The sequence below is a fragment of the Acidocella sp. C78 genome (genome assembly GCF_907164655.1).
Genome location: NZ_CAJQZK010000020.1, coordinates 1 through 22,959 on the forward strand (window position 1 = coordinate 1; position 22,959 = coordinate 22,959).

Consider the following 22,959-nt stretch of genomic DNA (forward strand, 5'->3'; position numbering starts at 1 on the left):
GCTACGGTTTCGGCCTCGACTTCGCCCGCCACGCGATGGGCTGGACCTGCCTTGGCATCGACCCCTCGCCGATGGCCCGCGTCGGTGCCGCCGATCTTGGGCTCGACATCATCGACGGCTATTTCCCCGACGCCCTGCCCGATGCTGAACCCGACGCCAAACCTTGGGACGTCATCGCCGCGACCGAGGTGATCGAGCACGTCCAGCGGCCCGCAGCCTTGATCGCCGAACTGCGCGCCCGCCTGGCGCCGGATGGCATTCTCCTGCTCACCACGCCCGACGGCGCGGCGATCGACCGCGCAACGCCGGAAAGCGACCTCGCCCAGCTCCTCGCCCCGGCATCCACATGGTCTTCCAGACCGAGGCGAGTCTGCGCCGCCTGCTCGAATCCGCCGGCTTCGCCAATGTCCGCGTTGCCCACGAGGGCTCACTCTGGTCGCCTATGCCGGCGCCACCCGCGGCGCGTTGGCCGAGGATGACGCCGCCAGCGCCCGCGCTTCCGCACCTGGCTCGCCGAACGGGCCCGCGCCTCGATCCGGTCTCCGATCCCGGCCTCGGCTTCGCCGCCCGCGCCCTGTTCGAGGCGGCGATCGATCTCGACTGGCCGGCCGCTGCCGCCGCACGATCCGGCCTCTGGCCCGCCATCCGCGCCCGCTACGGCTTTGAGCCCGACGCGCTGCAGACCATCCCGGCGGACTGGATGACCATGCCCCTTGCCCGGCTGAACGAGGTCATGCCGCTAAATCTCGGCATGATCCTGCACGCCGAGGCCAGCCGCCTGCGCGCCGCCCCGCCACGCGGCCGCGCGCCAGCGCCGTCTTCGCCCTCGCCGGCGATGCCGCCGCCGCCCTGCACGAAGCCCTTGCCCGCCTCACCCTGAACGACGCGCTGGCCACCCAGCTCGCCTTCCGCGCCGCCGCCGAAGCCGCGCTCGAGGCCGCCCGCCTCGCCGCCCCCGAAACCCTCGGCCGCTTCGCACACCTCGCCACCCGCGAGGCGCCCGAGGCCGAACGGCGCGACGTGCTCTGGCGCGGCGTGATCGAGCTGGTGAATGCCGGCGCGGAGGACCTCGCTCACGCGCTGATGCAGGCGGAAGGCCTCGCCGAACCCGGCCCCGACCTGCCGCCCGTCACCCGGCGGGACGCGCTGATCGTGCTCGGCCAGCTCGCCCTCGGCCCGGCGGCGATCCGCGCCACGCCCTCGCGATCGCCGATCGCCTCGGCGCCGACGCCCCCTCAAGCCCCGGCACGCCCTCCTGCTTGGTGCCCTCGTCCGCCTGTCGAATGACGGCGAGGAGACCGCCCTCGTCCCGCTGCTTCACCGTGCCGCGCCGCTCTGCGCCGGCCGCACCGACGCGCTCGGCACCGACGCTTCCAATGCCCTCGCCGGCGCCATCGAGCGCCATGCCGACCCGGCTGAAATTCCGCTCCTGCTCCGCCCGCTGGGGATCGACCCGCGGCGCCGGATCGAGGCGGTGCTCACCGCCTTCACCCGCCTCGTCGCTGACGGCCGCCACGACGAGGCGGTAGCGATGGCCGATGCCGAGAACATCGTCAGCCACGCCGTTGCCCGCGAAGACGCGATCGGACGCGACACCCGCCGCGCCCTCGCCTTGCTTGATCTTGCGACCGGCGATCCTGCTGATATTCCATCCCGCCTGTCCGGCCTTGCGCTTGATGATGCCACGCGACGGGAAATGGTCATCGATGGGTTTTGCCGGCTGGTGAACAACGGCCGCTACGCCGACGCCGCCCGCTATGCCGAAGCGGCCGACCTGGAGGCGCTCGCCGTCACCGGCAAGTCGGCCGATCCCCGCGCATCGCAGCGGTCAGCGGCCTTGCCATTCTCGACCTCGTCATTGGCGATCCGGCCCACGCCCCCGCCCGCATCGCCTCGGTGGAGGTTTCACCCGAGCGACGCCGGCAGATCACGCTCGGTGCCTTCGTCACCTTGGTCAACCGCGCCCGCTACGACGAGGCCGTTACCCTCGCCGAATCCGCCCCGATCGTCGACTGGGCCGCGACAGACGATGCCGACGGGCACGACGCCGCGATCGCCCTGATCGCCCTCACCCTGGTCGCCGGCGATCCCGCCGTACTGCCCACCCTGCTCGACGGTCTGCCACATCTCGATCACGCCGCAAGCAGTGATGCTCTGGTTCAGGGCGCGCTCCGCCTGCTCCACCTCAACCGGCCCGACGAAGCCATCCGCCTGATCGCCCAGTGAACGAGACCGCCCTCGCCCCGCCTGCGCGGATCGAATTGCTCGCCGCCAGGGCGGGCTGCGCCGCCGCCACGGGCGACATTGTCAATTTTACTCTTCTTCTGGACCGGCTTGAATCCGAGGGCGCGTCGGCCGAGCGCATAGCCAGCCTTGCGCTGGTCAGCTTCACCCAGGCGGTGAGTGCAGGAGATTTCGCGGTGGCATCGCTGCTGCGCCGGCGCATCGAACCTGCCTTCGCCGGCTTTGCCCCGGCGGCAAACGCGACGCTGCGCGGCGCCGGCTTCGCCCTCGGCCTGCTCGAACTTCAGGAGCCCGCCCGCCCGCACCGCGCCGAACTTGCCTTCGCGGCCGTTCGCCGCGGTTTCACCGCCGATCTCGCGGGGGGCGACGCCGCGCCGCCGCTATTCTGGGAAGCGCTGCGCGGCGAGATGATCGCCTTGCACCGCACAGGCCGTGCTGCCGAAGCCACCGCTCTGGGCCGCGCCATGCTCTCGCGCTATGACGGCGCTCCCGACAGCCTCAGGACCGAACTGGCCCCGCCCGCGCCATGAACACCGCCCAGCTTCTCCGCGCCGCCTGGCGCATCCTTAGCGACGCCTGCAATCTTGCCACGATGAGCGTTGCCGCCGTGCTTGGCCGGCTGCGCAACCCGCACCAGGTCATCGTCCGCAAGCCGGACCAGGGCATCGCCCTCGGCCCGCGCGTCGTTCTTTTCCTGCACTGGGACCGCGGTGGACGGGTGCGCGAGGCGCTGTTCGACTATATCGGCCAGCTCGCCGCCTCCGGCCGCTCGGTCGTCTTCGTCACCAATGCCGGCGAACTCGACCCCATCGCCGAGGTCCGGCTGCTCGCCCTCTGCGCCGGCATTCTCGTCCGCCGCAACATCGGCTACGATTTCGGCGGCTGGCGCGACGCAATCGAAACGCTCGATCTCCCGCAGGCCGGAACTGAGGAGATCATCATCGCCAATGACAGCATTTTCGGTCCGGTCCGCCCGATCGATTCGATGCTGCTCCGGCTCGACTACGACGAAGCCGATGTCTGGGGCCTGACCGAGAGCTGGCAGCGCCGCTATCACCTGCAGTCCTATTTCGTTGCCTTCGGCCCGCGCGCGATCCGCAGCCCCGCCTTCCGCAGCTTCTGGTCCGGCGTGATTCCGGCGCCGTCGAAAGCCTATGTAATCGGCAAATACGAGGTCGGGCTGACCCAGGCGATGATCCGCGGCGGTCTGCGCGTCGCCGCACTCTGGTCCTACGAGGCGCTGACCCGGCAGATCACCCGCGACCAGCTCGCCCCCTATCTCGACATCGAGCCCGGCGGGCGCGCCGACCCGCACGACCTCACCCGGTGGCTGCACATCCTGCGTCTGCGCGACGCCATTGCCCGCCGCCGCCCGCTGAACCCCACCTCCGATCTCTGGCGCCACCTGCTTCTGTCGGGCTATCCGTTCATCAAACGCGAACTGCTGCGCGACAACCCCACGAAAGTCGAGGATATCGGTGACTGGGCCGACCTGCTGCGCGACGAACTTGGCGCCGACCCTGCCCCTATCCTCGCCGATCTGCGCATGATGCTGCGCGGCGCCGCGCCATGAACGGGTGCGCCAGATGCGATGTCATCGCGCCACACGCCGCGGCGGCGCGCCACGGCGGCGTCCCATGGTGAAAAAAATCTTCGGCGCGCGCATGTATGTCCGGCTCGCGGCCGTGCTGGCCTGGACAATGGCGCTGCTGCCGGTCCAGCTCGTGCTGATCCGCCGGCACGGCCGCGCCAAGCGGGCGCTGCCGCTGCGCTACTGGGGCGGCGTAGCACGCATCCTCGGCCTTCAGATCCAGGTCATCGGCCGGCTGGCCGAAACCGAGACTCGTCCTGTCCTATTCGTCTCCAACCACACCTCCTGGCTCGACATCGTCGCCCTCGGCGCGGTGCTGCCGGGCTGCTTCATCGCCAAGGCGGATGTCGGGCGCTGGCCGGGCATCAGCGCCGTCGCCCGTGCCGGGCGCACCATCTTCGTCAGCCGTGCGCGCACCGGCGCCGGGCGCGAGCGCGCCGAACTCGCCGAGCGCCTCGCCGCCGGCGACAGCCTGATCCTCTTTCCCGAGGGCACCACGTCGGACGGCGCGCGGGTGCTGCCCTTCCGCTCCAGCTTCCTCGCGCTGGCCGAAACCGACCCGCCGCCGCTGATCCAGCCCGTCACCATCGTCTACGACCGAATGGATTCGCTGCCTGTCTGCCGCCGCAACCGCCCCCGCATCGCCTGGTATGGCGACATGGACATCGCCTCGCACTATGCCGAACTTGGTCGGCACGACTGGCGCGCCACCATCGTGCTCGACGACCCGATCGAGATCGACGGCGGTCGCAAGGCACTGACCGCGAGCCTCGAACGGCAGATCGCCGCCCGCGCCGCCGCAATCCGCCAGGGTCGCTTTCCCGGCCCCTTCACGAAAGCATAACCGGAATCCGCTTGACAGTGCCGCCCCACGATCTGCGATAGTTATGATCATGGAATCGGGAGCAATCTCATTCTCACGCGCTTGACCCGCCCGGCGTCCCGGCACATCCACAGGGCAAACCCTTGCCCGGATGTACTGGAATGACCGAGACCGCCTCCCGCCGCACGCTGCACATCACCACTTGGGGCTGCCAGATGAACGTCTACGACAGTGGACGCATGGCGGACGTCCTCCGCCCGCTCGGCTACCAACAGGTCGCCACCCAGGACGCGGACATGGTGATCCTCAACACCTGCCACATCCGCGAGCGCGCCTCGGAAAAACTGTTCTCCGAGCTCGGCCGCCTGCGCGCGCTGAAGGAATCCCGCGGCGGCGCGATGATGATCGCCGTCGCCGGCTGCGTCGCCCAGGCCGAGGGCGCGGAAATCCTCGCCCGCGCCCCGCATGTGGATCTCGTGGTCGGCTCGCAGGCCTATCACCGCCTGCCCGAGCTGATCGCCGAGATCGAGCAGAAGCGCCGCGCCGTGATCGACACCGATTTCCCCGCGGCGCAGAAATTCGACCTGCTGCCCGAGGACCAGGCCAGCCAGGGCCCGATCGCCTTCCTCGCCATTCAGGAAGGCTGCGACAAGTTCTGCACCTTCTGCGTCGTCCCCTACACGCGCGGCGCCGAGGCCAGCCGCCCGGCCGCCGCCATCCTCGCCGAGGCCCGTCGCCTCGTCGCCGGCGGGGCGCGCGAAATCGCCTTGCTCGGCCAGAACGTCAACGCCTGGCATGGCGAAGCGCCGGACGGCAGCACCTGGCCCCTCGCCCGCCTGCTCGCCGAACTCGCCGACATCGACGGCCTTGCCCGGCTGCGCTACACCACCTCCCACCCGCGCGACATGGATGCCGCCCTGATCGCCGCCCATCGCGACAATCCGAAACTCATGCCCTTCCTGCACCTGCCGGTGCAGTCTGGCTCGGATGCGGTCCTCGCCCGCATGAACCGCCGCCACGGGGCGGACCTGTTCCGCCGCATCGCCGGCGAGCTGCGCGCGGCCCGGCCGGACATCGCGCTGTCGTCGGATTTCATCGTCGGCTTCCCCGGCGAGACCGACGCCGATTTTGCCGCGACCATGCGGCTCGTCCGCGAAACCGGCTTTGCCCTGGCTTACAGCTTCAAATATTCCCGCCGCCCCGGCACCCCCGCCGCCGACGCCGCCGACCAGATCGACGAGGCGGTGAAGGATGCCCGCCTGCAGGAACTCCAGGCCGTGCTGCGCGACCAGCAGCACGAATTCAACCGCGCCCAGGTCGGCCGCAGCTTCGAGGTCCTCTTCACCGGCTCCGGCCGCCATCCCGGCCAGTCCGCCGGCCGCTCGCCCTACCTGCAACCCGTCGTCGTCGACGATGCCGACATAGCGCCCGGGACTCTCCGCACGGTGAAAATCGTGCAGTCCAACCCCAATTCTCTCATGGCCAGTCTCACACAGGAGCAGATCGCCGCTTGAGCCAGATCGTCACATCCCAGCCGCCCAGGCTGTCCCGCACCCTCACCTTCAACGACAACGGGTTGCTCTCCATCCTGCTCGGCGATCACGACCGCAACCTCGCCCGCCTTGAAAAGCGCCTGCATGTCCGGCTCGCCTGCCGCGGCAACCGGGTGTCGATCTCGGGCGAGCCCGACCAGGTCGTCGCCGCCGAAACCGCCCTGTCGTCGCTCTACGACCGTCTCGCCCGCGGCGAACAGATCTCCGGCGCCGAGGTCGATGCCGCCGCCCGCCTGGTCGATCCCGCCGCCGAGCCCCGCCTGCCGCTGTCCGACCTGCCGGCGATCCGCACCCGCAAGGGCGTGGTCGGCCCGCGCAGCCCCGGCCAGGCCGCCTATATCGAGGAGCTCTCCCGCCACGAAATGGTCTTCGGCATCGGCCCCGCCGGCACCGGCAAGACCTATCTCGCCGTCGCCCAGGCCGTCGCCATGCTCACCTCCGGCCGGGTCGACCGCATCGTCCTCTCCCGCCCCGCGGTCGAGGCCGGCGAGCGCCTCGGCTTCCTGCCCGGCGACATGAAGGAAAAGGTCGACCCCTATCTCCGCCCGCTCTACGACGCGCTGCAGGACATGATGCCCGGCGAGGTCATGGCCCGCCGCATGGCCGCCGGCGAGATCGAGATCGCCCCGCTCGCCTTCATGCGCGGCCGCACCCTCGCCCATGCCTTCGTCATCCTCGACGAGGCGCAGAACACCACCCCGGCGCAGATGAAGATGTTCCTCACCCGCATGGGCGAGGGCACCCGCATGGTCATCACCGGCGACCTCTCGCAGATCGACCTGCCGCCCGGCAGCCGCTCGGGCCTGGCCGACGCGCTGGAGACGCTGGAAGGCGTATCGGGCATCGGCGTCACCCGCTTCAATGCCGGCGACGTGGTGCGCCACCCGCTGGTCGCCCGCATCGTCGAGGCCTACGACCATCGCTCGGAGGCGCAGCGCGAGCGCGCGCGGGATCTGTGAACGAGCCTCCAAGTAGCCTCCCCCGCGGCGCCGCGCTGCGGGGGCTCATCCACATTTCTGAGCCCCGCTGGCGCCGCTTCGTGCCGGACGCCGAGCGCGTGGTCGCCCGCGCGCTCGAAGCCGCCGGCGCCGCCTGCCCCGTCATCCTGGCCGACAACCGCACGGTGAAGGCGCTGAACGCGCGCGACCGCGGCCGCAACAAGCCCACCAACGTCCTCACCTACGAGATGCCGCCGGAGATCATCCTCGCCCTCGGCGTCGTCCTGCGCGAGGCCCGCGCCGCTCGCCGCCGCCCCGCGCACCACCTCGCCCATCTCGTTGTCCACGGCGCGCTCCACCTCGCCGGCGAGGACCACCACGAAGCCGGCGAGGCCCGCCGCATGGAACGCCTCGAAACCCGCCTGCTGCACCGCCTCCGCGTGCCCAACCCGTGGAAATACGCGTCATGACCGCGCGCAGGGCTGGTGTGGCGGCTGCGCGCCAAAATATGACCGCGCGCAGGGCTGGCGTGGCGGCTGCGCGCCGAAGCGAAAAAATTCATCGGCGAAGCCGGAGGATGCGCCGATGAGCGGCAGCTGGTTCTCCCGCCTGCTCAGCAAGATGCGCGAGCAGCCCGACCTGCGCCGGCAGATCGGCGAGCTGATGGAGGAAGCCGCCGAGGAAGCCGGCGGCGATGAGGGCGGCACCGGGCTCGACCGCCAGGAACGCGCACTGATCGCCAACGTGCTCCGCCTGCGCGGCATCACCGCCGACGACGTGATGATCCCCCGCGCCGACATCGTCGCCATGCGCGCCGACGTCACGCTGGACCAGGCGATCGACCAGATCCGCCGCGAGGGCCATTCCCGCATGCCCGTCTTCGGCGAGCATCTCGACGACATTCTCGGCATGGTCCACATCAAGGACGTGGTCGGCTACACCGGCCGTCCCGAATCCTTCTCGCTCCGCGCCATCCTCCGCCGCCCGCTGATGGTCGCGCCCCAGATCCCGGTGCTCGACCTGCTGCTGCAGATGCGCCAGCGCCGCACCCATCTCGCCCTCGTCATCGACGAATATGGCGGCGTTGACGGCCTCGTCACCATCGAGGACCTCGTCGAGACCATCGTCGGCGACATCGACGACGAGCACGACGAGATCGAGGGCCCGCTGATGATCGACCGTGACGACGGCGCGGTCGATCTCAACGCCCGCCTCCCGGTCGAGGATTTCACCGCCCGGTTCGGCGACTTCCTGACCGACGAGGAAAAGGAAGCCGATCTCGACACGGTGGGCGGCCTCGTCTTCACCCTCGCCGGCCGCGTGCCCACCCGCGGCGAGATCATCTCCCACCCCGCCGGCATCGAGTTCCTGGTCCTCGACGCCGATGCCCGCCGCATCCGCCGCCTGCGCGCCCGCCGCATCGCCCCCGAATCTTCCTGATCCCAGCCCGCCGGATGTGCGCATCCGTGCCGTCCCGGCAAGGGTCTTTTGCAGCCCCCGCGCCTACCGCGCCGCCGCGCGCGGGCGCACATCGGGGGCAGACCACCACGCAAGGACCAAGACCATGACTCGCAAGATCCTGCTTTCGCTCATCCTCGCCCTCGCCGCACCGGCGGCCCATGCGGCGGCGACGCACGACGTCCCCTGGTTCGCCGGCCACGCCGCCGCCCGCCAGGCCGCGCTCGCCGCCTGCGCCGCCAATCCAGGCGATCTCGCGGCCAGCCCCGACTGCGTCAACGCCACCGCCGCCGCCCGCGCCGCCCTCGCCCGCGAGCTCTGACCCGGCGCCTCAAGCCACGCGCGGCACGCGGATCACGGCAATGCTGCGCTGCAACAAAAACAACTCACAAATCCCGCTGCCGTGCTAGAAAAATCTCAGGACGTTTCCTCCCTAAACTTGGCGGTGCTTAGGCACCGCCTTTTTCTTTTTCGAGGTGCAGCGCCCCGATCCACCCGGCAATCACCGTCTCGACCCGCCCCTCGATCCCGAGATACCCGTGCGGGCCGAGCGAACCGCAAGGCCAGTCTCCCGCCGTCCCGCCCGCGACCATTCGTACCGTCACCGACGATGCCCCATCCAGCGCCCGCGCGATCGCCGGCGGCTGTCCAGGCGGCGCGACCGGGCAGCGGTCGTCCCGGTTGGCGACGATCAGCACCGGCGGCCGCACCGCGGCCGGATCGGCGTCGAACACCGTCATCCGGCTGAGCCGGCCCGGCACCGACGCCGTCTCGCCCGTGTTCGCGGTCATGAGGCACATTTGGCTGTGTGTGGCTTGGGCAAGTGGTTGAATTGGTTGGATTGAATGATCGTGGAGTGGGCGGAATCTGCGCCAACACATAGACACACGACTCTCGGCCTTGTGTCTTTTATAACCTGACGAGATACGCTATTCGATAGGCATGTATCTGCGTGTCACCCAGCGCCGGAACCGCGACGGCTCCACGGTCCGCTACTATGGGCTCGCGGAGAACGTCTGGAACACCGACAGCAAGCGGTCGGAGACCCAGGTGATCCACAGTTTCGGCCGTGCGGATCAACTCGATCGCGCCGCTCTCGAGCGGCTGGTGCGCAGCATCAACCGTGTGCTGGGCGATGACGAGCAGGTCGGTGATGGCGCGCCGGCAGGCACCGCGCCGCCCGATATCGAGATCGACGCCGCCTTCGAGTTCGGCATTCCGCTGACAGCGCGGCATCTGTGGGAGGAACTCGGCATCGGCCCGGCGGTCAGGGATTGCCTGAGCAAGGCGGAGCTCACCGCTCCGCATGAGGCGGCGTTGTTCGCGATGGCGGCGAACCGGCTCGATGATCCAGGCTCGAAGCGTGCCTGCGCGGAGCGGTGGCTCACCGACACTGCCTGGCTGCCGGAGGCGACTGATTTGACGGTCGACCACCTCTACCGCGCCCTCGATGTTCTGGCGGTCTGGGCCGACGCGATCGAGCGGGCGGTGTTCCTGCGGGCCGCCGACCTGTTCCGCCTCGATGTCGATCTGATCTTCTATGACACCACGACGGCCTATTTCGAGATCGACGAGGCCGACGAGACCGAGCAAGTCTGGGCCGGGCGGCTGTTCGCCCCGCTGCGCCGGCGCGGCCACAGCAAGGAAGGACGCGACAATCAGCCGCAGGTGATCATCGCCATGGCGGTGACACGGGACGGCATGCCGGTTCGCTCCTGGGTGCTGCCGGGCGACACCGCCGATGTCGCGACGGTGGCGAGGATCAAGGAGGATCTGCGCGCCTGGAACCTTGGGCGCTGCCTGTTCGTCGGCGACGCTGGCATGTATTCGGCGGACAATCTGATGGCGCTGAGCAAGGGGCTCGGCCACTACATCCTGGCGGTGCCGATGCGCCGGCTGCGCGATGTGGATGAGGCGGTTCTGACCCGACCGGGGCGCTATCGGAAGGTTGCCGACAATCTTCAGGCCAAGGAGGTCGTGGTCGGCGACGGTGAGCGGCGCAAGCGTTACGTTCTTTGCCTGAACCCTGAGGAAGCCGAGCGGCAGCGCCAGCATCGCGACGAGGTTCTGGCCGGCCTGCGCGCCGAACTGGCGTTGCTCGCCGCACGTGATGCCGAGCATCCCAAGGCCGCCTGCGCACTGCTCACCTCGCGCCGCTACGGCCGCTACCTGAGAGCCGGACCGAAAAAGATAGTTGAGCGATTTCAGTAAGTTGTGATTCAGTTCGTTTGCGAAGACGGACGGAGACACGATGACCTGGACTGAAATCGCTCGGCGACGATATTGCCGGGCCGGATTGCGCTACGCAAGCGACCTCACCGACGCTGAATGGGCCATGATCGAGCCGTTCATGCCCGCTCCGCAGCATCGAGGCCGACCCCGAAGGGTGGCGCTTCGAAGGATTGTGGAGGCCATCTTCTACATGCTGGCAACCGGCTGTCAGTGGCGCCAGATCCCGAAGGAATTCGCTCCGTTCACCACCGTGCAGGGGTATTTCTACCGCTTCTGTCGTGACGGCACGTTCGATCGCATCAATCACGTCCTAGTCATGCAGGCGCGGGAAATGGCCGGACGCGAGGCTTCGCCCACAGCCGGTGTGATCGACAGTCAGTCGGTCAAGACCACCGAAGCCGGCGGGCCGCGCGGGTTCGATGCCGGAAAGAAGATCAAGGGCCGCAAGCGCCACATCATCACAGATACAATCGGCCACCTCGTCGGTGCCGTCGTTCATCATGCCGGTATTCAGGACCGCGACGGGGCGCCCGACGTGCTCAAATCCGTCAAATCCCTGTATCCCTGGTTGCGGCACATATTCGCTGACGGCGGTTATGCCGGTCCTAAACTCAATGGACGCCTCGCCAAAATCGGCAAATGGACCATACAGATCGTAAAGCGCTCCGACGCCGCGAGCGGGTTTGAACTCCTGCCGCGGCGCTGGGTGGTAGAAAGAACCTTCGCCTGGCTCGGCAGATGCCGACGTCTCGCAAGGGATTTCGAGGCCACCGTTACCAGCGCCACCGCATGGCTCTTCCTCGCCCATATCCGCCTGCTCACACGAAAAATCGCCCGTCACCGATAGTCGCACTACCATTCAGATTCGGGCTCTGAGCACGGATGCGGCCGGCAGGCCGCATCTGGATTCCGGAAAGATCGCCCATGCCGCCCGCTTCGACGGCAAGTTCGTCGTGATCACCAACGACGACACGCTGTCCACCGAGGACGTCGCCCTCGGCTACAAAGGCGGGACCATCATCGAAGCCTGCTTCCGGCGGATGAAGCAGACCGGGCTCGAGGTCCGGCCGATGTATCACTGGAGCCCGCGCCGGATCGAGGCGCATGTCCGGCTCTGCGTCCTTGCCCTGCAGATACAGCGCTCGGCGGAGTTGCGCTGCGGCCTTCCCTGGGCGCGGATCGCCCACATCCTGGCCGGCCTCAAGGCGGTCCGCTATCAGATCGCCGGCCGGACTATTGTTCAGCGCACGAAAATCAGCCCCGAAGCTGCCGAGATCCTGAAAAATCTTGGAATATCAAAGCCAAAGAAGCTGCTCACAGTCATCGAGCCGCCGCAGGCCAAGGCCGCCTCATAGATACACGCTCCGATTCCGCATCGAAAATCCATCGGAAAATAGACAGACTTTCCTCACGTCTGCCTCATGACCGCGAACCCGGGTCTCGGTGAGCACCACCCCGGCGAGGCTCCCCGCCGCCGCACGAGCCGCACCAGCCCGGCGACAATCGCGGCGAAGCCCGGCCCATGCCGGTGGCCGCGCAGGTCCCGCCCGGCAGTATCACCAGCGTCGCGCGCGGATGCGCCGGGCGCAGCACCAGCACACGCTCCGGCCCGAGCGCCGTGTCCAGCCGCACCACCCGCGCCCGCGCCGCCGCCAGCGGCAGCCAGGCCAGCGCCAGCGCGGCAAGCGGGGCGCGCATCCGCCCGCGCTCAGGCCGCGCCGGGCTGCGCCCCGTCATACCCCTCGACCACCACCACATCGGCGACCGACGCCCCGTCGCGCAGCGCCTTCGCCCTCGCGTATTCGGGCGAGTGATAGCAGGCCAGCGCCGCCGCGTGGTCGGGGAATTCCAGCACCACGATCCGCGACCGCATCCCGCCCTCGACCGCCTGCGCCGCCCCGCCGCGCACCAGGAACCGCGCGCCATATTTCGCGAACGCCACCGCGTTCTCCCGCACATAGGCCGCATAGGCCTCGGCGTCGCTGACATCGACGCTCGCGATCCAGTATCCCTTCGCCATTCTTCCGCTCCATCCGACTCCGGCCCGGCCACCCGCGCAACGCGCCAACCCTCGCACACCGAAGCCGTTACGCAAAAATTAAGCGCAGGGTGATACCCTGGGCGCATGTCGAACCACACCGCCAGCCCGTTCCTGTTCCTCGAAGGCGGGATCGGCGATTTCCTGCAATGCCTGCCGGTTCTCCTCCAACCGGCGGCAAGGGGGGCGCGCCTCATCGTCGCCACCCACCAGCGCGGCGCCGAAGCGCTGTTCTCGGGCCTCGGCATCGAGGTCGAGACCATCTTCCATTTCAACGATGAAGCGTCCCGCCGCCGCATCATCGAGCATCTCGACGTGCTCGGTCCGCACATGATCTGCCCGCGCGCGCACTATTTCGCCGCCAATCCCTTTCCCCCCGCGCCGGCGCGCTTAGACGGCACGCGCCGCACCATCGGCATCCATCTCGGCGGCTCGGCCTATGCCGTCGCCCTGCAGCGCCAGTGGGGCATCCCGCCGAAAACCCTGCCGCCCGCGATCCTCGACGCGCTTCTCCCGCTCGACGCCGATCTGCTTCTCTTCGGCACCGCGGCGGAAATCGAGAGTTACGGCCTTGCGCCACGCGACAATCTCACCGCCGTCTGCTGCGCCGAGATCAGCGACTCCCTCGCCCATGTCGCACAATGCGACCTGATGATCGGCAGCGACAGCGCCTTCAAGACCGCATCCGCCATGCTCTCGATCCCCACCTTCGTCTGGCTCGGCGACTATGCCGACCCGCCGCGCGATACGATGTTCATCGACCCCTATGTGGCCGCCGGCATCATGCAGGTTTTCCGCTATACCGATCTCGCGCACCCGGCCCAGCGCGGCGCCGGCATCGCCGCCACCTACCGCTTCATCGCCACCACCCCCTCGCACCCGCGCGCGAGCGCCGCCTGACGACACCGCCGCCCTTGCCCACCCCCCGGCCGCCGTGGTCCTTTGGGGCACAGCCAGCGCCGTCCCCCTCCCCAGCCCCGGCAGCCGCTTCCACGCGATCCTCGCGACGCTGTACGACCGCGTGGCCGCGGAGGGTCACCGACGCAGCATCGCCGGCCCCTTGGTGATCCTGATCTGGACGCGCCTGCGCCACCTCGCCGACCGTCTCGCCGCGGCGCTGGACGGCCCGCAGCGCCCCGCGCGCGCGCCATCCCGCACCCGCCCGCCATCCGTCCCCGTCGCACCCGCATCCGCTGCCGCGCCGCCTCGGCTGGCTCGGCACCCTCATCCCCGCCGCCGCCGGCCAGATCCGCCACTTGCTGAACGACCCCGAAATCCTCGCCCTGGCCGCCGCCTCACCGGCCGCCGGGCGCGCCCTGCGCCCGCTCTGCCACATCCTCGGCCTGCGCCCGCCGCCGGCGCTGCGCCGCCCCAAACGCCCCGATCCCGCGCCTGATCCCGCGCCCGATCCCGTACCGGCACGAGCCGCCGTGCCGTCACCATACGCCGCACAACCCGTTCCCGCCTCCGGTCCCGATGCCGCCGCGCGGCTCGCGCATCCGCCCCCCGCCCGCCGGAACCGCCGAAACGGCGCCTGACGCGCGCCGCACCATCGCGCCCTTTTCGTTACGATTTCGAAATAAAACAATCACGACAAGCGCGCGGCCAGATAATCCGTCACCGCCTCCCAGATTGACGCAAGCAAAATATCTGTTGGACCTTAAATCAGGCAGATCATGATGCCAACCCCAAAAGCCTCCGCCAATCACCACGACCTCATCCCCTCGCCTTGTCCAGATTCATTCAAAAATTTGATTTTACGAATTTCCCATTATTTTTCATGAGTATTTTCATGATCGCGGCAGCCCTCTCGGCAAAATCTGCCCAAAGCGGGTTTCATTACCAGATTTGAATCACTACTCTTTACCACCCGCAAACACGTGGCGGACCCGGATTGATTGTTCGAGAGCGAGAGGAAGAGGAGGGAAACATGACATTTTCAACAACGCGGCGCGGCGCGCTCACCCTGTTCGGCGCCGGCATGACCGCCGCAACCCTCGGCGGCGAGGCCGAGGCGGCAACCGTGCTCGAGGGCATCCGCCGCCGCGGCTTCATCCGCATCGCCATCGCCAACGAGGTGCCTTACGGCTTCATGAACGCCGACGGCCAGGCCCACGGCATCGCCCCCGACGTCGCGAAACACGTCCTCGGTGAAATCGGCATCCACCGCCAGCAATGGGTCGTCACCCCCTTCGGCTCGCTGATCCCCGGCCTCAAGGCCCGCCGGTTCGACATGGTCGCCGCCAGCCAGAACGTCCTGCCGGCGCGCTGCACCCAGGTCGCCTTCTCGGCGATCAATTCGAGCTATGGCGAGGGCCTGCTGGTCAAGGCCGGCAATCCGCACGGCATTCACGGCTATGACTGGTTCCTCAAGCACCGCGACAAGAAACTGGCACTTGTCAGCGGCGCCGACGAACTCCGCTTCGCCCATGCCGTCGGCATCCATGACAGCCAGATCGTCAATCTCAGCGCCAATGCCGACGCGCTCTCCGCCGTGGCCGATGGCCGCGTCGCCGCCTACGCCGCGACCGGCCTCACCGTCGCCCGCCTCGCCCGCCACAGCAAGGCCGTCGAGCCCGCCGCCCCCTTCACCCAGCCGATGGTCGACGGCCACTCGGTCCGCAGCTACGGCGCCTTCAGCTTCCGCAAGAACGAGACCTCCCTCCTTACCGCCTTCGACAAGGCGCTCGACGCCTACAAGAAAACCGACGCCTGGGCCCACACGCTGATGAAATACGGCCTGACGAAGCAGGACGTCGAAGCCGCCCGCCAGATGACCACGGCGGATCGCTGCAAGGCGTGACGACCGGCGCGGCGGAGCGGACCTGATGCACTGGACCGGCTTCATCGCCCCGCTCGCGCGCGGCGCGTGGATCACGGCCGAGATCACGGCGTATTCGACGGTGCTGGGCGCGGCCCTGTCCTTCGTCGCCGGTCTCGGCCGCGTCTCGCGCAGCCGCGCCGTCCGCGTCACCGCCGCCGTCTATATCGAGATCTTCCGCGGCACCTCGCTGCTGGTGCAGATGTTCTGGCTCTACTACGCGTTGCCCCTGCTCGGCCCCTCGCTGCCGCCGATGGCCAGCGGCGTGCTCGCCCTCTCGCTGAATATCGGCGCCTATGGCGCCGAGGTCGTGCGCGGCGCGATCAACGCCGTCCCGCGCGAGCAGTGGGAAGCCTCGACCGCGCTCAACTTCACCCGCCGCCAGGCGCTCTGGCGGATCATCATGCCCCAGGCCCTCGCCGAGATGATGCCGCCCTTCGGCAATCTCGCGATCCAGAACCTGAAGGACACCTCGCTGGTCTCGCTGATCACCATCAGCGACCTCACCTTCCATGCCGACGCGCTGCGCAACCTCACCCTCGCCAGCACGCCGATCTACACGCTGACCCTGCTGATGTATTTCGGCATGGCGCTGGTGCTGACGGCGCTGAGCCGCCTGATCGAGCGCTGGAGCCGCCGCCATCTCGCCCCGTCACGGGGGGCGCACGCATGATCTACGGCATCCACTGGGATCTCCACAGCCCGCTCGCCTTCGCGATCTCGATCCTGCCGATCCTGCTGATCGGCATGAAGATTACGGTGGAGGCGACCATCCTCGGCTTCCTGGTCGCCCTGCTGCTCGGCCTCGTCCTCGCCCTGCTGCGGCGGGTGCCGCTGCGGATCATCGCCTGGCCCACCGCGGTGGCCATCGAATTCCTCCGCGACACGCCGCTGCTCGTGCAGCTCTTTTTCCTCTATTACGTGCTGCCGAAATACGGCGTTACCCTGCCCGCCCTGTTCACCGGCGTGCTCGCCCTCGGCGTGCAGTACAGCGCCTACACGTCCGAGGTCTACCGCGCCGGGCTCGAAGCGGTCGATCGCGGCCAGATCGAGGCGGCGACGGCGCTGAACCTCTCCCGCGCGCGGCTCTACCGCACCATCATCCTGCCGCAGGCGATCCCGCGCATCATCCCGGCACTCGGCAACTACCTCGTCTCGATGATCAAGGACACGCCAGTACTCTCGACCGTGACGGTGATGGAAATGCTCAACCTCGCCCAGATCATCGGCGACCGCACCTATCGCTACCTCATCCCGCTGACCATCGTCGGCGCCCTGTTCCTGCTGCTGACGGTGATCGCCAGCACCGCCGTCAACCGGCTCGACCGGGTGCTGCCCAAGGAAGGAGTTCCATTGCGATGAGCCCGCCCGCCGAACCCGGCACGGCCCCGGACGAGATCATCCGTTTCGAGAAGGTGACGAAGCGATTCGGCCCTCTGACCGTGCTCGACGATTTCGACTTCCACGTCGCCCCCGGCGAGAAGGTGACGCTGATCGGCCCATCCGGCTCCGGCAAGTCCACCGTGCTGCGCATCCTGATGACGCTGGAGCCGTTCCAGCAAGGTCGGGTCGAGCTTGACGGGATTTCCTATCATGAACCCGGCGGCAAGGGGCCGTTCAAGGCCTCGCCACGGCATCTGCGCGAGATCCGCACCCGGGTCGGCATGGTGTTCCAAGGCTTCAACCTGTTCCCGCACATGACGGTGCTGCGCAACATCATCGAGGCGCCAGTCGCCGTGCTGAAAATCCCGAAGGAGGAAGCGATCGAACGGGCGACCGGCCTGCTCGACCTCGTCGGCCTCGCCGACAAGAAGGACGCCTATCCACGCCAGCTCTCCGGCGGCCAGAAACAGCGCGTCGCGATCGCCCGCGCCCTCGCCATGCGCCCGCGGGTGATCCTGTTCGACGAACCGACCTCGGCGCTCGATCCGCAGCTCGTCGGCGAGGTGCTGAACGTCATCCGCGACCTCGCGCATGAGCACGACCTGACCATGCTGATGGTCACCCACGAAATGCGCTTCGCCCGCGAAATCTCCGACCGCGTCTGTTTCTTCGACCAGGGCCGCATCGCCGAGCAGGGCGCGCCGGAGGAAATTTTCGGCGAACCGCGGGAAGAGCGCACCCGGGAATTCCTGCAATCCGTGCTCGGGTAATCCTTCTCTGGCGTTCCCCGCATACCGGCCCCTCGGCGACGGCATCCAGAAAAGAGCCACGCGGAGGGAACAGGTATGGCCCCAACTCCATGCGCGCTATATCGAATGGATGTCGCTGCGTTTCCGATCCGCCCGATCGTTCCACGAACCATCATCTGGCCCTGCGTCTGAAATGATCCGTGCGGCGGACCGCGGACGTTGAAACCCATATCCGCCATTGCCGAAGGAACCGAGGACCGATGACCACCGATACCCCCCGCAAGCCAGGCCGTCTGTTCTTCGCGAATCCCGGCCCGACCAACATTCCCGATCCCGTGCTGCGGGCCATGGACCGGCCGACGACCGATTTCATGAGCGCCGATTTCATCGAGATCTATGACCGCGCGGTGGCAGGGCTGAAACGGTTGCTGTTCACGACCGGCGAGGTGTTCATCTACACCTCCAGCGGTCACGGCGCCTGGGAGGCAACGCTACAGAACCTGTTCTCCCCGGGCGATCGGATTCTGATGCCGGAGGCCGGGTATTTCTCCCGTGTGTGGGGAGCCATGGCGCGCACGCTCGGCCTTGAGGTCGAGATGCCGGAAGCCGACTGGCGGCGCGGCCCCGATATTGGCGCCATCGCCGACCGACTCGCTGCCGATTCGGCGCACGAAATTAAGGCAATCTGTATCGTCCATAACGAAACCTCGACCGGCGTGGCGCTGCCGCTACACGAGATCCGCGCCGCGCTGGACGCGGCGAGCCATCCGGCGCTGCTTCTTGTCGACACCATCTCCTCCTTCGGCTCGTTCGAATTCCGCTTGGCCGACTGGGGAATCGACGCTGTGGTGGGCGGCAGCCAGAAGGGGCTGATGCTGCCAGCGGGCCTCGCCTTCACCGCGGTGAGCGACAAGGCGCTTGCCGCCCATGCCGGGGCACGGCTGACGCGGTTCTATTTCGACTGGACCAGGATGATGGCGCGCCGGCACCGCAGCTTCACCGGGACCGTGCCCATCGCCCCAATTTGCGGACTTCTGGAATCCGTCCGGCTCATCGAGGCTGAAGGGATCGAGGCGGTGTGGCGCCGCCATCGTCGCCTCGCGGAAGCGACGCGGCGAGCGGTTTCGGTCTGGAGCGGCAACCAGGGTGTGGCCTTCTTCTGCACCGAACAGGCAAGGCGGTCGGATTCTGTAACGGCGATCCACATGCCCGAGGGCCACGACGCCGAGGCCGTGCGCAGGATCGCCTATGACCGGTTCAACGTTTCGCTTGGCGCTGGCCTCGATCCGCTTGGCGGCAAGGTGTTCCGCATCGGCCATATGGGCGATCTGAATGAACCCATGCTTCTGGGCACGCTCGGCGTGGTCGAGATGGCGCTACGCCTCGCCCGCGTGCCGCATGCCCGCGGCGGCGTCGACGCGGCGATCGACTATCTCGGCGGGAGCTGAACAATCAACGCTTCCCACTGGATCAGCGGCGCCGCATGTTGAGTCTGGCAGCCGGGCAGGGTAATCAGACGGTACCGTGCCGGGTTAGCACAGCGGTAGTGCAGCGGTTTTGTAAACCGAAGGTCGGGGGTTCAAATCCCTCACCCGGCACCAGCCTGCCACAGAGTTTGATTGCCAGCGCTTTCGGCGACGGGTACGGCGGATGCACGATCTGTTGGCATCAAATTTCATACCGTCGCAATCGGCGTCACCGGCGAGCCGACCGCACCTGGCAGCCGCAGAGGTGGCGCGGTCAGCAGGAACCTCGAGCGCCTGTTCGAGCGCAGCCAATCCGCGAGAGGTGTCAGATGCCATAGCTCGCCGAGATGAATGCCGTTCTTGAACAGACAATGTTCATGGATCGGCAAAACCGAACAGCATTCATCGGCTCCAGGCTGCGCCGGGAAGGCTTCGACGGCGTAATTATCGGCAATCAGGACGGCGAGGCCACTTGCCGTGATCCAGTTCAGCAACCGGGCATCACGGCCATTCAGAACCGCACAGGCTCCATGAAGGATCGACCCATCCGGCTTGCGGTCCATCTCGAGGAGATGCTGGGCGAAGCCTGTATGCAGGCAGACCATGTCTCCGGTTTCGACTTCGACACGATCGGCCTCGATCACCCGCATGAGTTCATCGTAGCCGACCAGTGTGCGGGCATCGCCGTAATGCGCCCGCAAGTCGATCATAACGCCGCGCCCCTGCACCCCACGACTGGCCATGCGCTCGATTCCGAGCGCCCCGGCATTCGATGTGCTTTGCCGCCTCATCGTGGGCTGAATGCCAGCATCCCTGCCATCCTCAGGTCCGATAATGTGCTCCCCGGCGCGAAAGCCGTTGTAGAAAACCTTCTCCAGAATCCCGTCTCCATCGACGTCGAAGAGGCCGCCGACATGAGACAGGGCATCCCACTGCGTCGAGTATTGCAGATGGATGATCGCCAGATCGTCATTGAACACATCGGTTCGCATACGTTCCGGACCCGTCAGCGTGCAATTGAAATTCGGCCGATCTCCCCGCAAGGTTGGCCGCAGAACCGGCGGGTGGCGCCGTTCGTTGAGCAGGCTACCCCCCGGATAATCGAGCGGTAGGCTGAGGCAGAAAACAAGCCCCTCATGCGCCTCCGCAAGCCCCTGCCTTACCTTTTCCGCCGTAATGAGGTTGAGACGGCCATTCTGGTCATCCGGCCCGAAATCTCCCCAGTTCGACCCCTCGGGACGATGACGCCAGCGCGGGTTGGGCATTTCGTTTCCTTTCCATTCTTGCGTTTGCATCATGTTGTTGAACACTACCAAGCGCGTGTCGGGACAATCGTCAAACTGCGAGCCTGCCGAATTGCGTCTACGCAACCCGCCTTGCAATTATGCTATCATATGATATTTCGATATTTATGGAAAAATCGGAACAAAGCCGGGCTGGCCGCGATATCGCCTGGATGGTGACCGCCCTCTCCGCCCTTGCACATGAACATCGGCTTGCCACCTATCGTCTGTTGGTTGAAGCAGGACCGGGCGGGCTAGCCGCAGGCGAAATCGCCGAGCGCCTCGATCTTATGCCGTCCTCCCTGACATTTCATGTCCAGGCCCTGGCCCGAGCTGACCTGATCACGCAACGGCGCGTAAGCCGCAACGTGATCTACGCAGCCGATTTTTCCGCCATGAACGACCTTGTGTCTTATCTCGCGAAAAACTGCTGTGGTCGGGGTTCCACCATCTATCCTGCATTGTGCGATCCCAGCCCCATGGCGGCGCGACAAGGCCCATGACGGGCCGATGAACAGCCCATGGCTCATTCCCGCTTGGGGATCGGCCACAAATCTCAACCTGCCCGTAGACCGACAAGGATCAGTATTGTGAGTGTTACGATTTATCATAATCCCGCCTGCGGCACGTCACGCAACGTCCTCGGCTTCATCCGCAATGCGGGAATCGAGCCGAACGTGATCGAATACCTGCAAACGCCGCCAAGCCGCGAAGAATTGCGTGACTTGATCGCGCGCATGGGTGTCTCCGTGCGCGCCGTGCTGCGCGAAAAGGGTACGCCCTATGCTGAACTCGGCCTCGATGACGATACGCTGACTGACGAGGCACTGCTGGATGCGATGATGGCGCATCCGATCCTGATCAACCGGCCGATCGTGGTGACCGACCGCGGCGTGCGTCTCTGCCGCCCGTCGGAAACCGTGCTCGATATTCTGCCCGCCCCCCAACGGGGCGCCTTCGCCAAGGAAGGCGACCGGCACCAGCCTTGACCCTCCCGTCCTTCAGCCGGAAGCAACATCATGCTCGCCTTCGCGATCTTCATCGCCACACTCGTGCTCGTCATCTGGCAACCCCGCGGTCTCGGCATCGGCTGGAGCGCCATGGCTGGCGCAGCGGTCGATCTCGCGCTCGGCATCGTCCACTGGCGGAACATCCCTACCGTCTGGCACATCGTCTGGAACGCGACCTTCACCTTTGTCGCGCTGATCGTGATTTCATTGCTTCTCGACGAGGCTGGATTCTTTCGCTGGGCGGCGCTGCATGTCGCCCGCTGGGGACGGGGACGCGGGCGATTGCTCCTGCCTCTGGTCGTGCTGCTCGGTTTCGTGATCTCGGCGATCTTTGCCAATGACGGCGCCGCCCTGCTGCTGACGCCGATCGTCATGGCGGTTCTCGCCAGCCTCGAATTCCCTCCCGCGGCGGCGCTCGCCTTCATCATCGCAACCGGCTTCGTCGCCGATACGACAAGCCTGCCGCTCGTCATATCCAACCTCGTCAACATCGTCAGTGCCAATTTCTTCGGAATTGGCTTTACCCGCTACGCATTGGTGATGGTCCCGGTCGATCTCGTCGCCCTCGCGACGACCCTCGCTGTGCTGATGCTGCGCTACGGCGCCGCCGCGAACCGGCGCTATGATCTTGCCGAGCTCGAAACCCCGGCGCACGCGATCCACGACCACGTTGTTTTCCGCGCCGCGTGGCCGGTGTTGGTTGTGTTGCTTGCGGCCTATTTCATCACCGCCCCGCTCGGCGTCCCTGTCTCCTACGTCACGATCGCCGGCGCGCTCGCGCTGCTCGCACTCGCCGCGCGCTGGCCCGTCGGCGGACGCCGCGTGATCGACATCAGGCGCGTATTGCATGGCGCGCCCTGGCAGGTCGTGATTTTCAGTCTTGGCATGTATATGGTCGTCTACGGGCTGCGTAATGCCGGGCTGACCGGCCATCTCGCCGCTTTGCTACGGATCTTCGCCGCGAACGGAATCTGGGCCGCCTCGCTCGGCACCGGCATTCTCGCAGCCTTGCTCTCCTCGGTAATGAACAATATGCCGAGCGTGCTGGTGGGCGCGCTGGCCATCGCGCATGTCCATGCCCCCGCCGCGATTCGCGACGCGATGATCTATGCCAATGTCATCGGTTGCGATCTCGGCCCCAAGCTCACTCCGATCGGCAGCCTTGCGACACTGCTCTGGCTGCACGTCCTTGCCGGCAAGGGGGTGCGGATCGGCTGGGGAGACTACATGCGCGTCGGCATCCTGATTACCCCGCCGGTTCTGCTGGCGACATTGGCAGCCTTGGCATTCTGGCTACCGATGGCCTTTTCTACCGGGCACGGTTAGAACATCATCCGATCAGGTGGAGTCATCTGATCGGGTAAAGATGC

General features: G+C 67.2%; 29 protein-coding genes and 1 tRNA gene. 24 read left to right on the plus strand and 6 right to left on the minus strand.

The window, feature by feature from the left end:
* A partial coding sequence (locus ACIDOCELLA78_RS000000108025; protein WP_249676182.1) for a bifunctional 2-polyprenyl-6-hydroxyphenol methylase/3-demethylubiquinol 3-O-methyltransferase UbiG occupies positions 1-479 on the plus strand: 479 nt, incomplete at its 5' end.
* 175 nt (positions 480-654) lie between these two features.
* Here the strand turns inward: ACIDOCELLA78_RS000000108025 and ACIDOCELLA78_RS000000108030 are convergent.
* Together ACIDOCELLA78_RS000000108030 and ACIDOCELLA78_RS000000108035 are read right to left on the minus strand one after the other, a co-directional pair.
* Entirely contained in the window at positions 655-1,077 is a 423-nt protein-coding gene (locus ACIDOCELLA78_RS000000108030) for a hypothetical protein (protein WP_249676185.1), read from the minus strand.
* Positions 1,078-1,129: 52 nt separating this feature from the next.
* The gene (locus ACIDOCELLA78_RS000000108035; RefSeq protein WP_249676187.1) at positions 1,130-1,561 is read right to left on the minus strand and encodes a hypothetical protein; all 432 of its coding nucleotides are present in this window, start codon (positions 1,559-1,561) and stop codon (positions 1,130-1,132) included.
* Between the two features lie 335 nt (positions 1,562-1,896).
* On the opposite strand from ACIDOCELLA78_RS000000108035, the gene ACIDOCELLA78_RS000000108040 reads away from it, so the two are divergent.
* The 9 genes from ACIDOCELLA78_RS000000108040 (at position 1,897) to ACIDOCELLA78_RS000000108080 (ending at position 8,929) form a co-directional block, all read left to right on the plus strand.
* Complete coding sequence (locus ACIDOCELLA78_RS000000108040; protein ID WP_249676192.1) at positions 1,897-2,226, plus strand: hypothetical protein; 330 nt, start codon at positions 1,897-1,899, stop codon at positions 2,224-2,226.
* Positions 2,223-2,774 (plus strand): hypothetical protein, encoded by a 552-nt coding sequence (locus ACIDOCELLA78_RS000000108045; protein WP_249676194.1) that lies wholly within the window; start codon positions 2,223-2,225, stop codon positions 2,772-2,774. The genes ACIDOCELLA78_RS000000108040 and ACIDOCELLA78_RS000000108045 overlap by 4 nt, the downstream gene beginning before the upstream one ends.
* Positions 2,771-3,817, plus strand: a complete 1,047-nt coding sequence (locus ACIDOCELLA78_RS000000108050; RefSeq protein ID WP_249676199.1) for a rhamnan synthesis F family protein — start codon at positions 2,771-2,773, stop codon at positions 3,815-3,817. Before ACIDOCELLA78_RS000000108045 ends, ACIDOCELLA78_RS000000108050 begins: the two co-directional genes overlap by 4 nt.
* Before the next feature lie 64 nt (positions 3,818-3,881).
* A complete protein-coding gene (locus ACIDOCELLA78_RS000000108055) occupies positions 3,882-4,679 on the plus strand; it encodes a 1-acyl-sn-glycerol-3-phosphate acyltransferase (RefSeq protein ID WP_201729140.1) in 798 nt (265 codons plus the stop codon).
* 140 nt (positions 4,680-4,819) lie between these two features.
* Entirely contained in the window at positions 4,820-6,172 is a 1,353-nt protein-coding gene (gene miaB / locus ACIDOCELLA78_RS000000108060; RefSeq protein ID WP_201729141.1) for a tRNA (N6-isopentenyl adenosine(37)-C2)-methylthiotransferase MiaB, read from the plus strand.
* Entirely contained in the window at positions 6,169-7,170 is a 1,002-nt protein-coding gene (locus tag ACIDOCELLA78_RS000000108065) for a PhoH family protein (RefSeq protein WP_201729142.1), read from the plus strand. Before miaB ends, ACIDOCELLA78_RS000000108065 begins: the two co-directional genes overlap by 4 nt.
* Positions 7,167-7,619, plus strand: coding sequence for an rRNA maturation RNase YbeY (ybeY, locus tag ACIDOCELLA78_RS000000108070; RefSeq protein ID WP_201729143.1), 453 nt, complete (start codon positions 7,167-7,169; stop codon positions 7,617-7,619). The genes ACIDOCELLA78_RS000000108065 and ybeY overlap by 4 nt, the downstream gene beginning before the upstream one ends.
* A 115-nt stretch (positions 7,620-7,734) precedes the next feature.
* Positions 7,735-8,589: a hemolysin family protein gene (locus ACIDOCELLA78_RS000000108075; RefSeq protein ID WP_201729144.1), complete on the plus strand. Its 855-nt coding sequence runs from the start codon at positions 7,735-7,737 to the stop codon at positions 8,587-8,589.
* 124 nt (positions 8,590-8,713) lie between these two features.
* On the plus strand, positions 8,714-8,929 hold the full coding sequence (locus ACIDOCELLA78_RS000000108080; protein ID WP_201729145.1) for an EexN family lipoprotein: 216 nt from the start codon (positions 8,714-8,716) through the stop codon (positions 8,927-8,929).
* A gap of 127 nt (positions 8,930-9,056) precedes the next feature.
* Here the strand turns inward: ACIDOCELLA78_RS000000108080 and ACIDOCELLA78_RS000000108085 are convergent, their stop codons facing one another.
* Complete coding sequence (locus ACIDOCELLA78_RS000000108085; RefSeq protein ID WP_249676202.1) at positions 9,057-9,398, minus strand: hypothetical protein; 342 nt, start codon at positions 9,396-9,398, stop codon at positions 9,057-9,059.
* 151 nt (positions 9,399-9,549) lie between these two features.
* On the opposite strand from ACIDOCELLA78_RS000000108085, the gene ACIDOCELLA78_RS000000108090 reads away from it, so the two are divergent.
* The 3 genes from ACIDOCELLA78_RS000000108090 (at position 9,550) to ACIDOCELLA78_RS000000108100 (ending at position 12,194) form a co-directional block, all read left to right on the plus strand.
* Positions 9,550-10,818 carry an IS1634 family transposase gene (locus ACIDOCELLA78_RS000000108090; protein WP_249676205.1) on the plus strand — a complete coding sequence of 423 codons (1,269 nt, stop codon included), beginning with the start codon at positions 9,550-9,552 and terminating at the stop codon, positions 10,816-10,818.
* A gap of 40 nt (positions 10,819-10,858) precedes the next feature.
* On the plus strand, positions 10,859-11,686 hold the full coding sequence (locus ACIDOCELLA78_RS000000108095; RefSeq protein ID WP_201727504.1) for an IS5 family transposase: 828 nt from the start codon (positions 10,859-10,861) through the stop codon (positions 11,684-11,686).
* Positions 11,687-11,792: 106 nt separating this feature from the next.
* Positions 11,793-12,194 (plus strand): hypothetical protein, encoded by a 402-nt coding sequence (locus ACIDOCELLA78_RS000000108100; protein ID WP_249676208.1) that lies wholly within the window; start codon positions 11,793-11,795, stop codon positions 12,192-12,194.
* Between the two features lie 64 nt (positions 12,195-12,258).
* Here the strand turns inward: ACIDOCELLA78_RS000000108100 and ACIDOCELLA78_RS000000108105 are convergent, their stop codons facing one another.
* Positions 12,259-12,537: a hypothetical protein gene (locus tag ACIDOCELLA78_RS000000108105; RefSeq protein ID WP_249676210.1), complete on the minus strand. Its 279-nt coding sequence runs from the start codon at positions 12,535-12,537 to the stop codon at positions 12,259-12,261.
* A 10-nt stretch (positions 12,538-12,547) separates the two neighbouring features.
* Positions 12,548-12,859: a DUF1330 domain-containing protein gene (locus tag ACIDOCELLA78_RS000000108110; protein ID WP_201729146.1), complete on the minus strand. Its 312-nt coding sequence runs from the start codon at positions 12,857-12,859 to the stop codon at positions 12,548-12,550.
* Positions 12,860-12,964: 105 nt separating this feature from the next.
* Between ACIDOCELLA78_RS000000108110 and ACIDOCELLA78_RS000000108115 the strand changes: the two genes are divergently transcribed.
* From ACIDOCELLA78_RS000000108115 to ACIDOCELLA78_RS000000108150, 8 genes are all read left to right on the plus strand, one after another.
* A complete protein-coding gene (locus ACIDOCELLA78_RS000000108115) occupies positions 12,965-13,777 on the plus strand; it encodes a hypothetical protein (protein ID WP_201729147.1) in 813 nt (270 codons plus the stop codon).
* Positions 13,778-14,133: 356 nt separating this feature from the next.
* Positions 14,134-14,415 (plus strand): hypothetical protein, encoded by a 282-nt coding sequence (locus ACIDOCELLA78_RS000000108120; RefSeq protein ID WP_249676213.1) that lies wholly within the window; start codon positions 14,134-14,136, stop codon positions 14,413-14,415.
* Between the two features lie 392 nt (positions 14,416-14,807).
* On the plus strand, positions 14,808-15,680 hold the full coding sequence (ehuB, locus tag ACIDOCELLA78_RS000000108125; RefSeq protein ID WP_201729148.1) for an ectoine/hydroxyectoine ABC transporter substrate-binding protein EhuB: 873 nt from the start codon (positions 14,808-14,810) through the stop codon (positions 15,678-15,680).
* Between the two features lie 25 nt (positions 15,681-15,705).
* A complete protein-coding gene (ehuC, locus tag ACIDOCELLA78_RS000000108130) occupies positions 15,706-16,371 on the plus strand; it encodes an ectoine/hydroxyectoine ABC transporter permease subunit EhuC (RefSeq protein ID WP_201729149.1) in 666 nt (221 codons plus the stop codon).
* Positions 16,368-17,060 carry an ectoine/hydroxyectoine ABC transporter permease subunit EhuD gene (gene ehuD, locus ACIDOCELLA78_RS000000108135; protein WP_201729150.1) on the plus strand — a complete coding sequence of 231 codons (693 nt, stop codon included), beginning with the start codon at positions 16,368-16,370 and terminating at the stop codon, positions 17,058-17,060. The genes ehuC and ehuD overlap by 4 nt, the downstream gene beginning before the upstream one ends.
* Complete coding sequence (gene ehuA, locus ACIDOCELLA78_RS000000108140; RefSeq protein ID WP_283770852.1) at positions 17,057-17,851, plus strand: ectoine/hydroxyectoine ABC transporter ATP-binding protein EhuA; 795 nt, start codon at positions 17,057-17,059, stop codon at positions 17,849-17,851. The genes ehuD and ehuA overlap by 4 nt, the downstream gene beginning before the upstream one ends.
* A gap of 239 nt (positions 17,852-18,090) precedes the next feature.
* Positions 18,091-19,278 (plus strand): alanine--glyoxylate aminotransferase family protein, encoded by a 1,188-nt coding sequence (locus tag ACIDOCELLA78_RS000000108145; RefSeq protein WP_201729151.1) that lies wholly within the window; start codon positions 18,091-18,093, stop codon positions 19,276-19,278.
* A gap of 78 nt (positions 19,279-19,356) precedes the next feature.
* A tRNA-Thr gene (locus ACIDOCELLA78_RS000000108150) sits at positions 19,357-19,431 on the plus strand.
* Positions 19,432-19,505: 74 nt separating this feature from the next.
* Here the strand turns inward: ACIDOCELLA78_RS000000108150 and ACIDOCELLA78_RS000000108155 are convergent.
* Complete coding sequence (locus tag ACIDOCELLA78_RS000000108155) at positions 19,506-20,606, minus strand: cyclase family protein (RefSeq protein ID WP_249676215.1); 1,101 nt, start codon at positions 20,604-20,606, stop codon at positions 19,506-19,508.
* A gap of 146 nt (positions 20,607-20,752) precedes the next feature.
* Here ACIDOCELLA78_RS000000108155 and ACIDOCELLA78_RS000000108160 point away from each other — a divergent pair, with 146 nt between their 5' ends.
* The 3 genes from ACIDOCELLA78_RS000000108160 to ACIDOCELLA78_RS000000108170 all read left to right on the plus strand — a co-directional run bounded on the left by ACIDOCELLA78_RS000000108160 (position 20,753) and on the right by ACIDOCELLA78_RS000000108170 (position 22,915).
* On the plus strand, positions 20,753-21,082 hold the full coding sequence (locus ACIDOCELLA78_RS000000108160; protein WP_201729190.1) for a helix-turn-helix transcriptional regulator: 330 nt from the start codon (positions 20,753-20,755) through the stop codon (positions 21,080-21,082).
* 87 nt (positions 21,083-21,169) lie between these two features.
* On the plus strand, positions 21,170-21,568 hold the full coding sequence (gene arsC, locus ACIDOCELLA78_RS000000108165; RefSeq protein ID WP_201729152.1) for an arsenate reductase (glutaredoxin): 399 nt from the start codon (positions 21,170-21,172) through the stop codon (positions 21,566-21,568).
* A 30-nt stretch (positions 21,569-21,598) separates the two neighbouring features.
* On the plus strand, positions 21,599-22,915 hold the full coding sequence (locus ACIDOCELLA78_RS000000108170) for an arsenic transporter (RefSeq protein WP_283770853.1): 1,317 nt from the start codon (positions 21,599-21,601) through the stop codon (positions 22,913-22,915).
* Positions 22,916-22,959 lie beyond the last annotated feature (44 nt).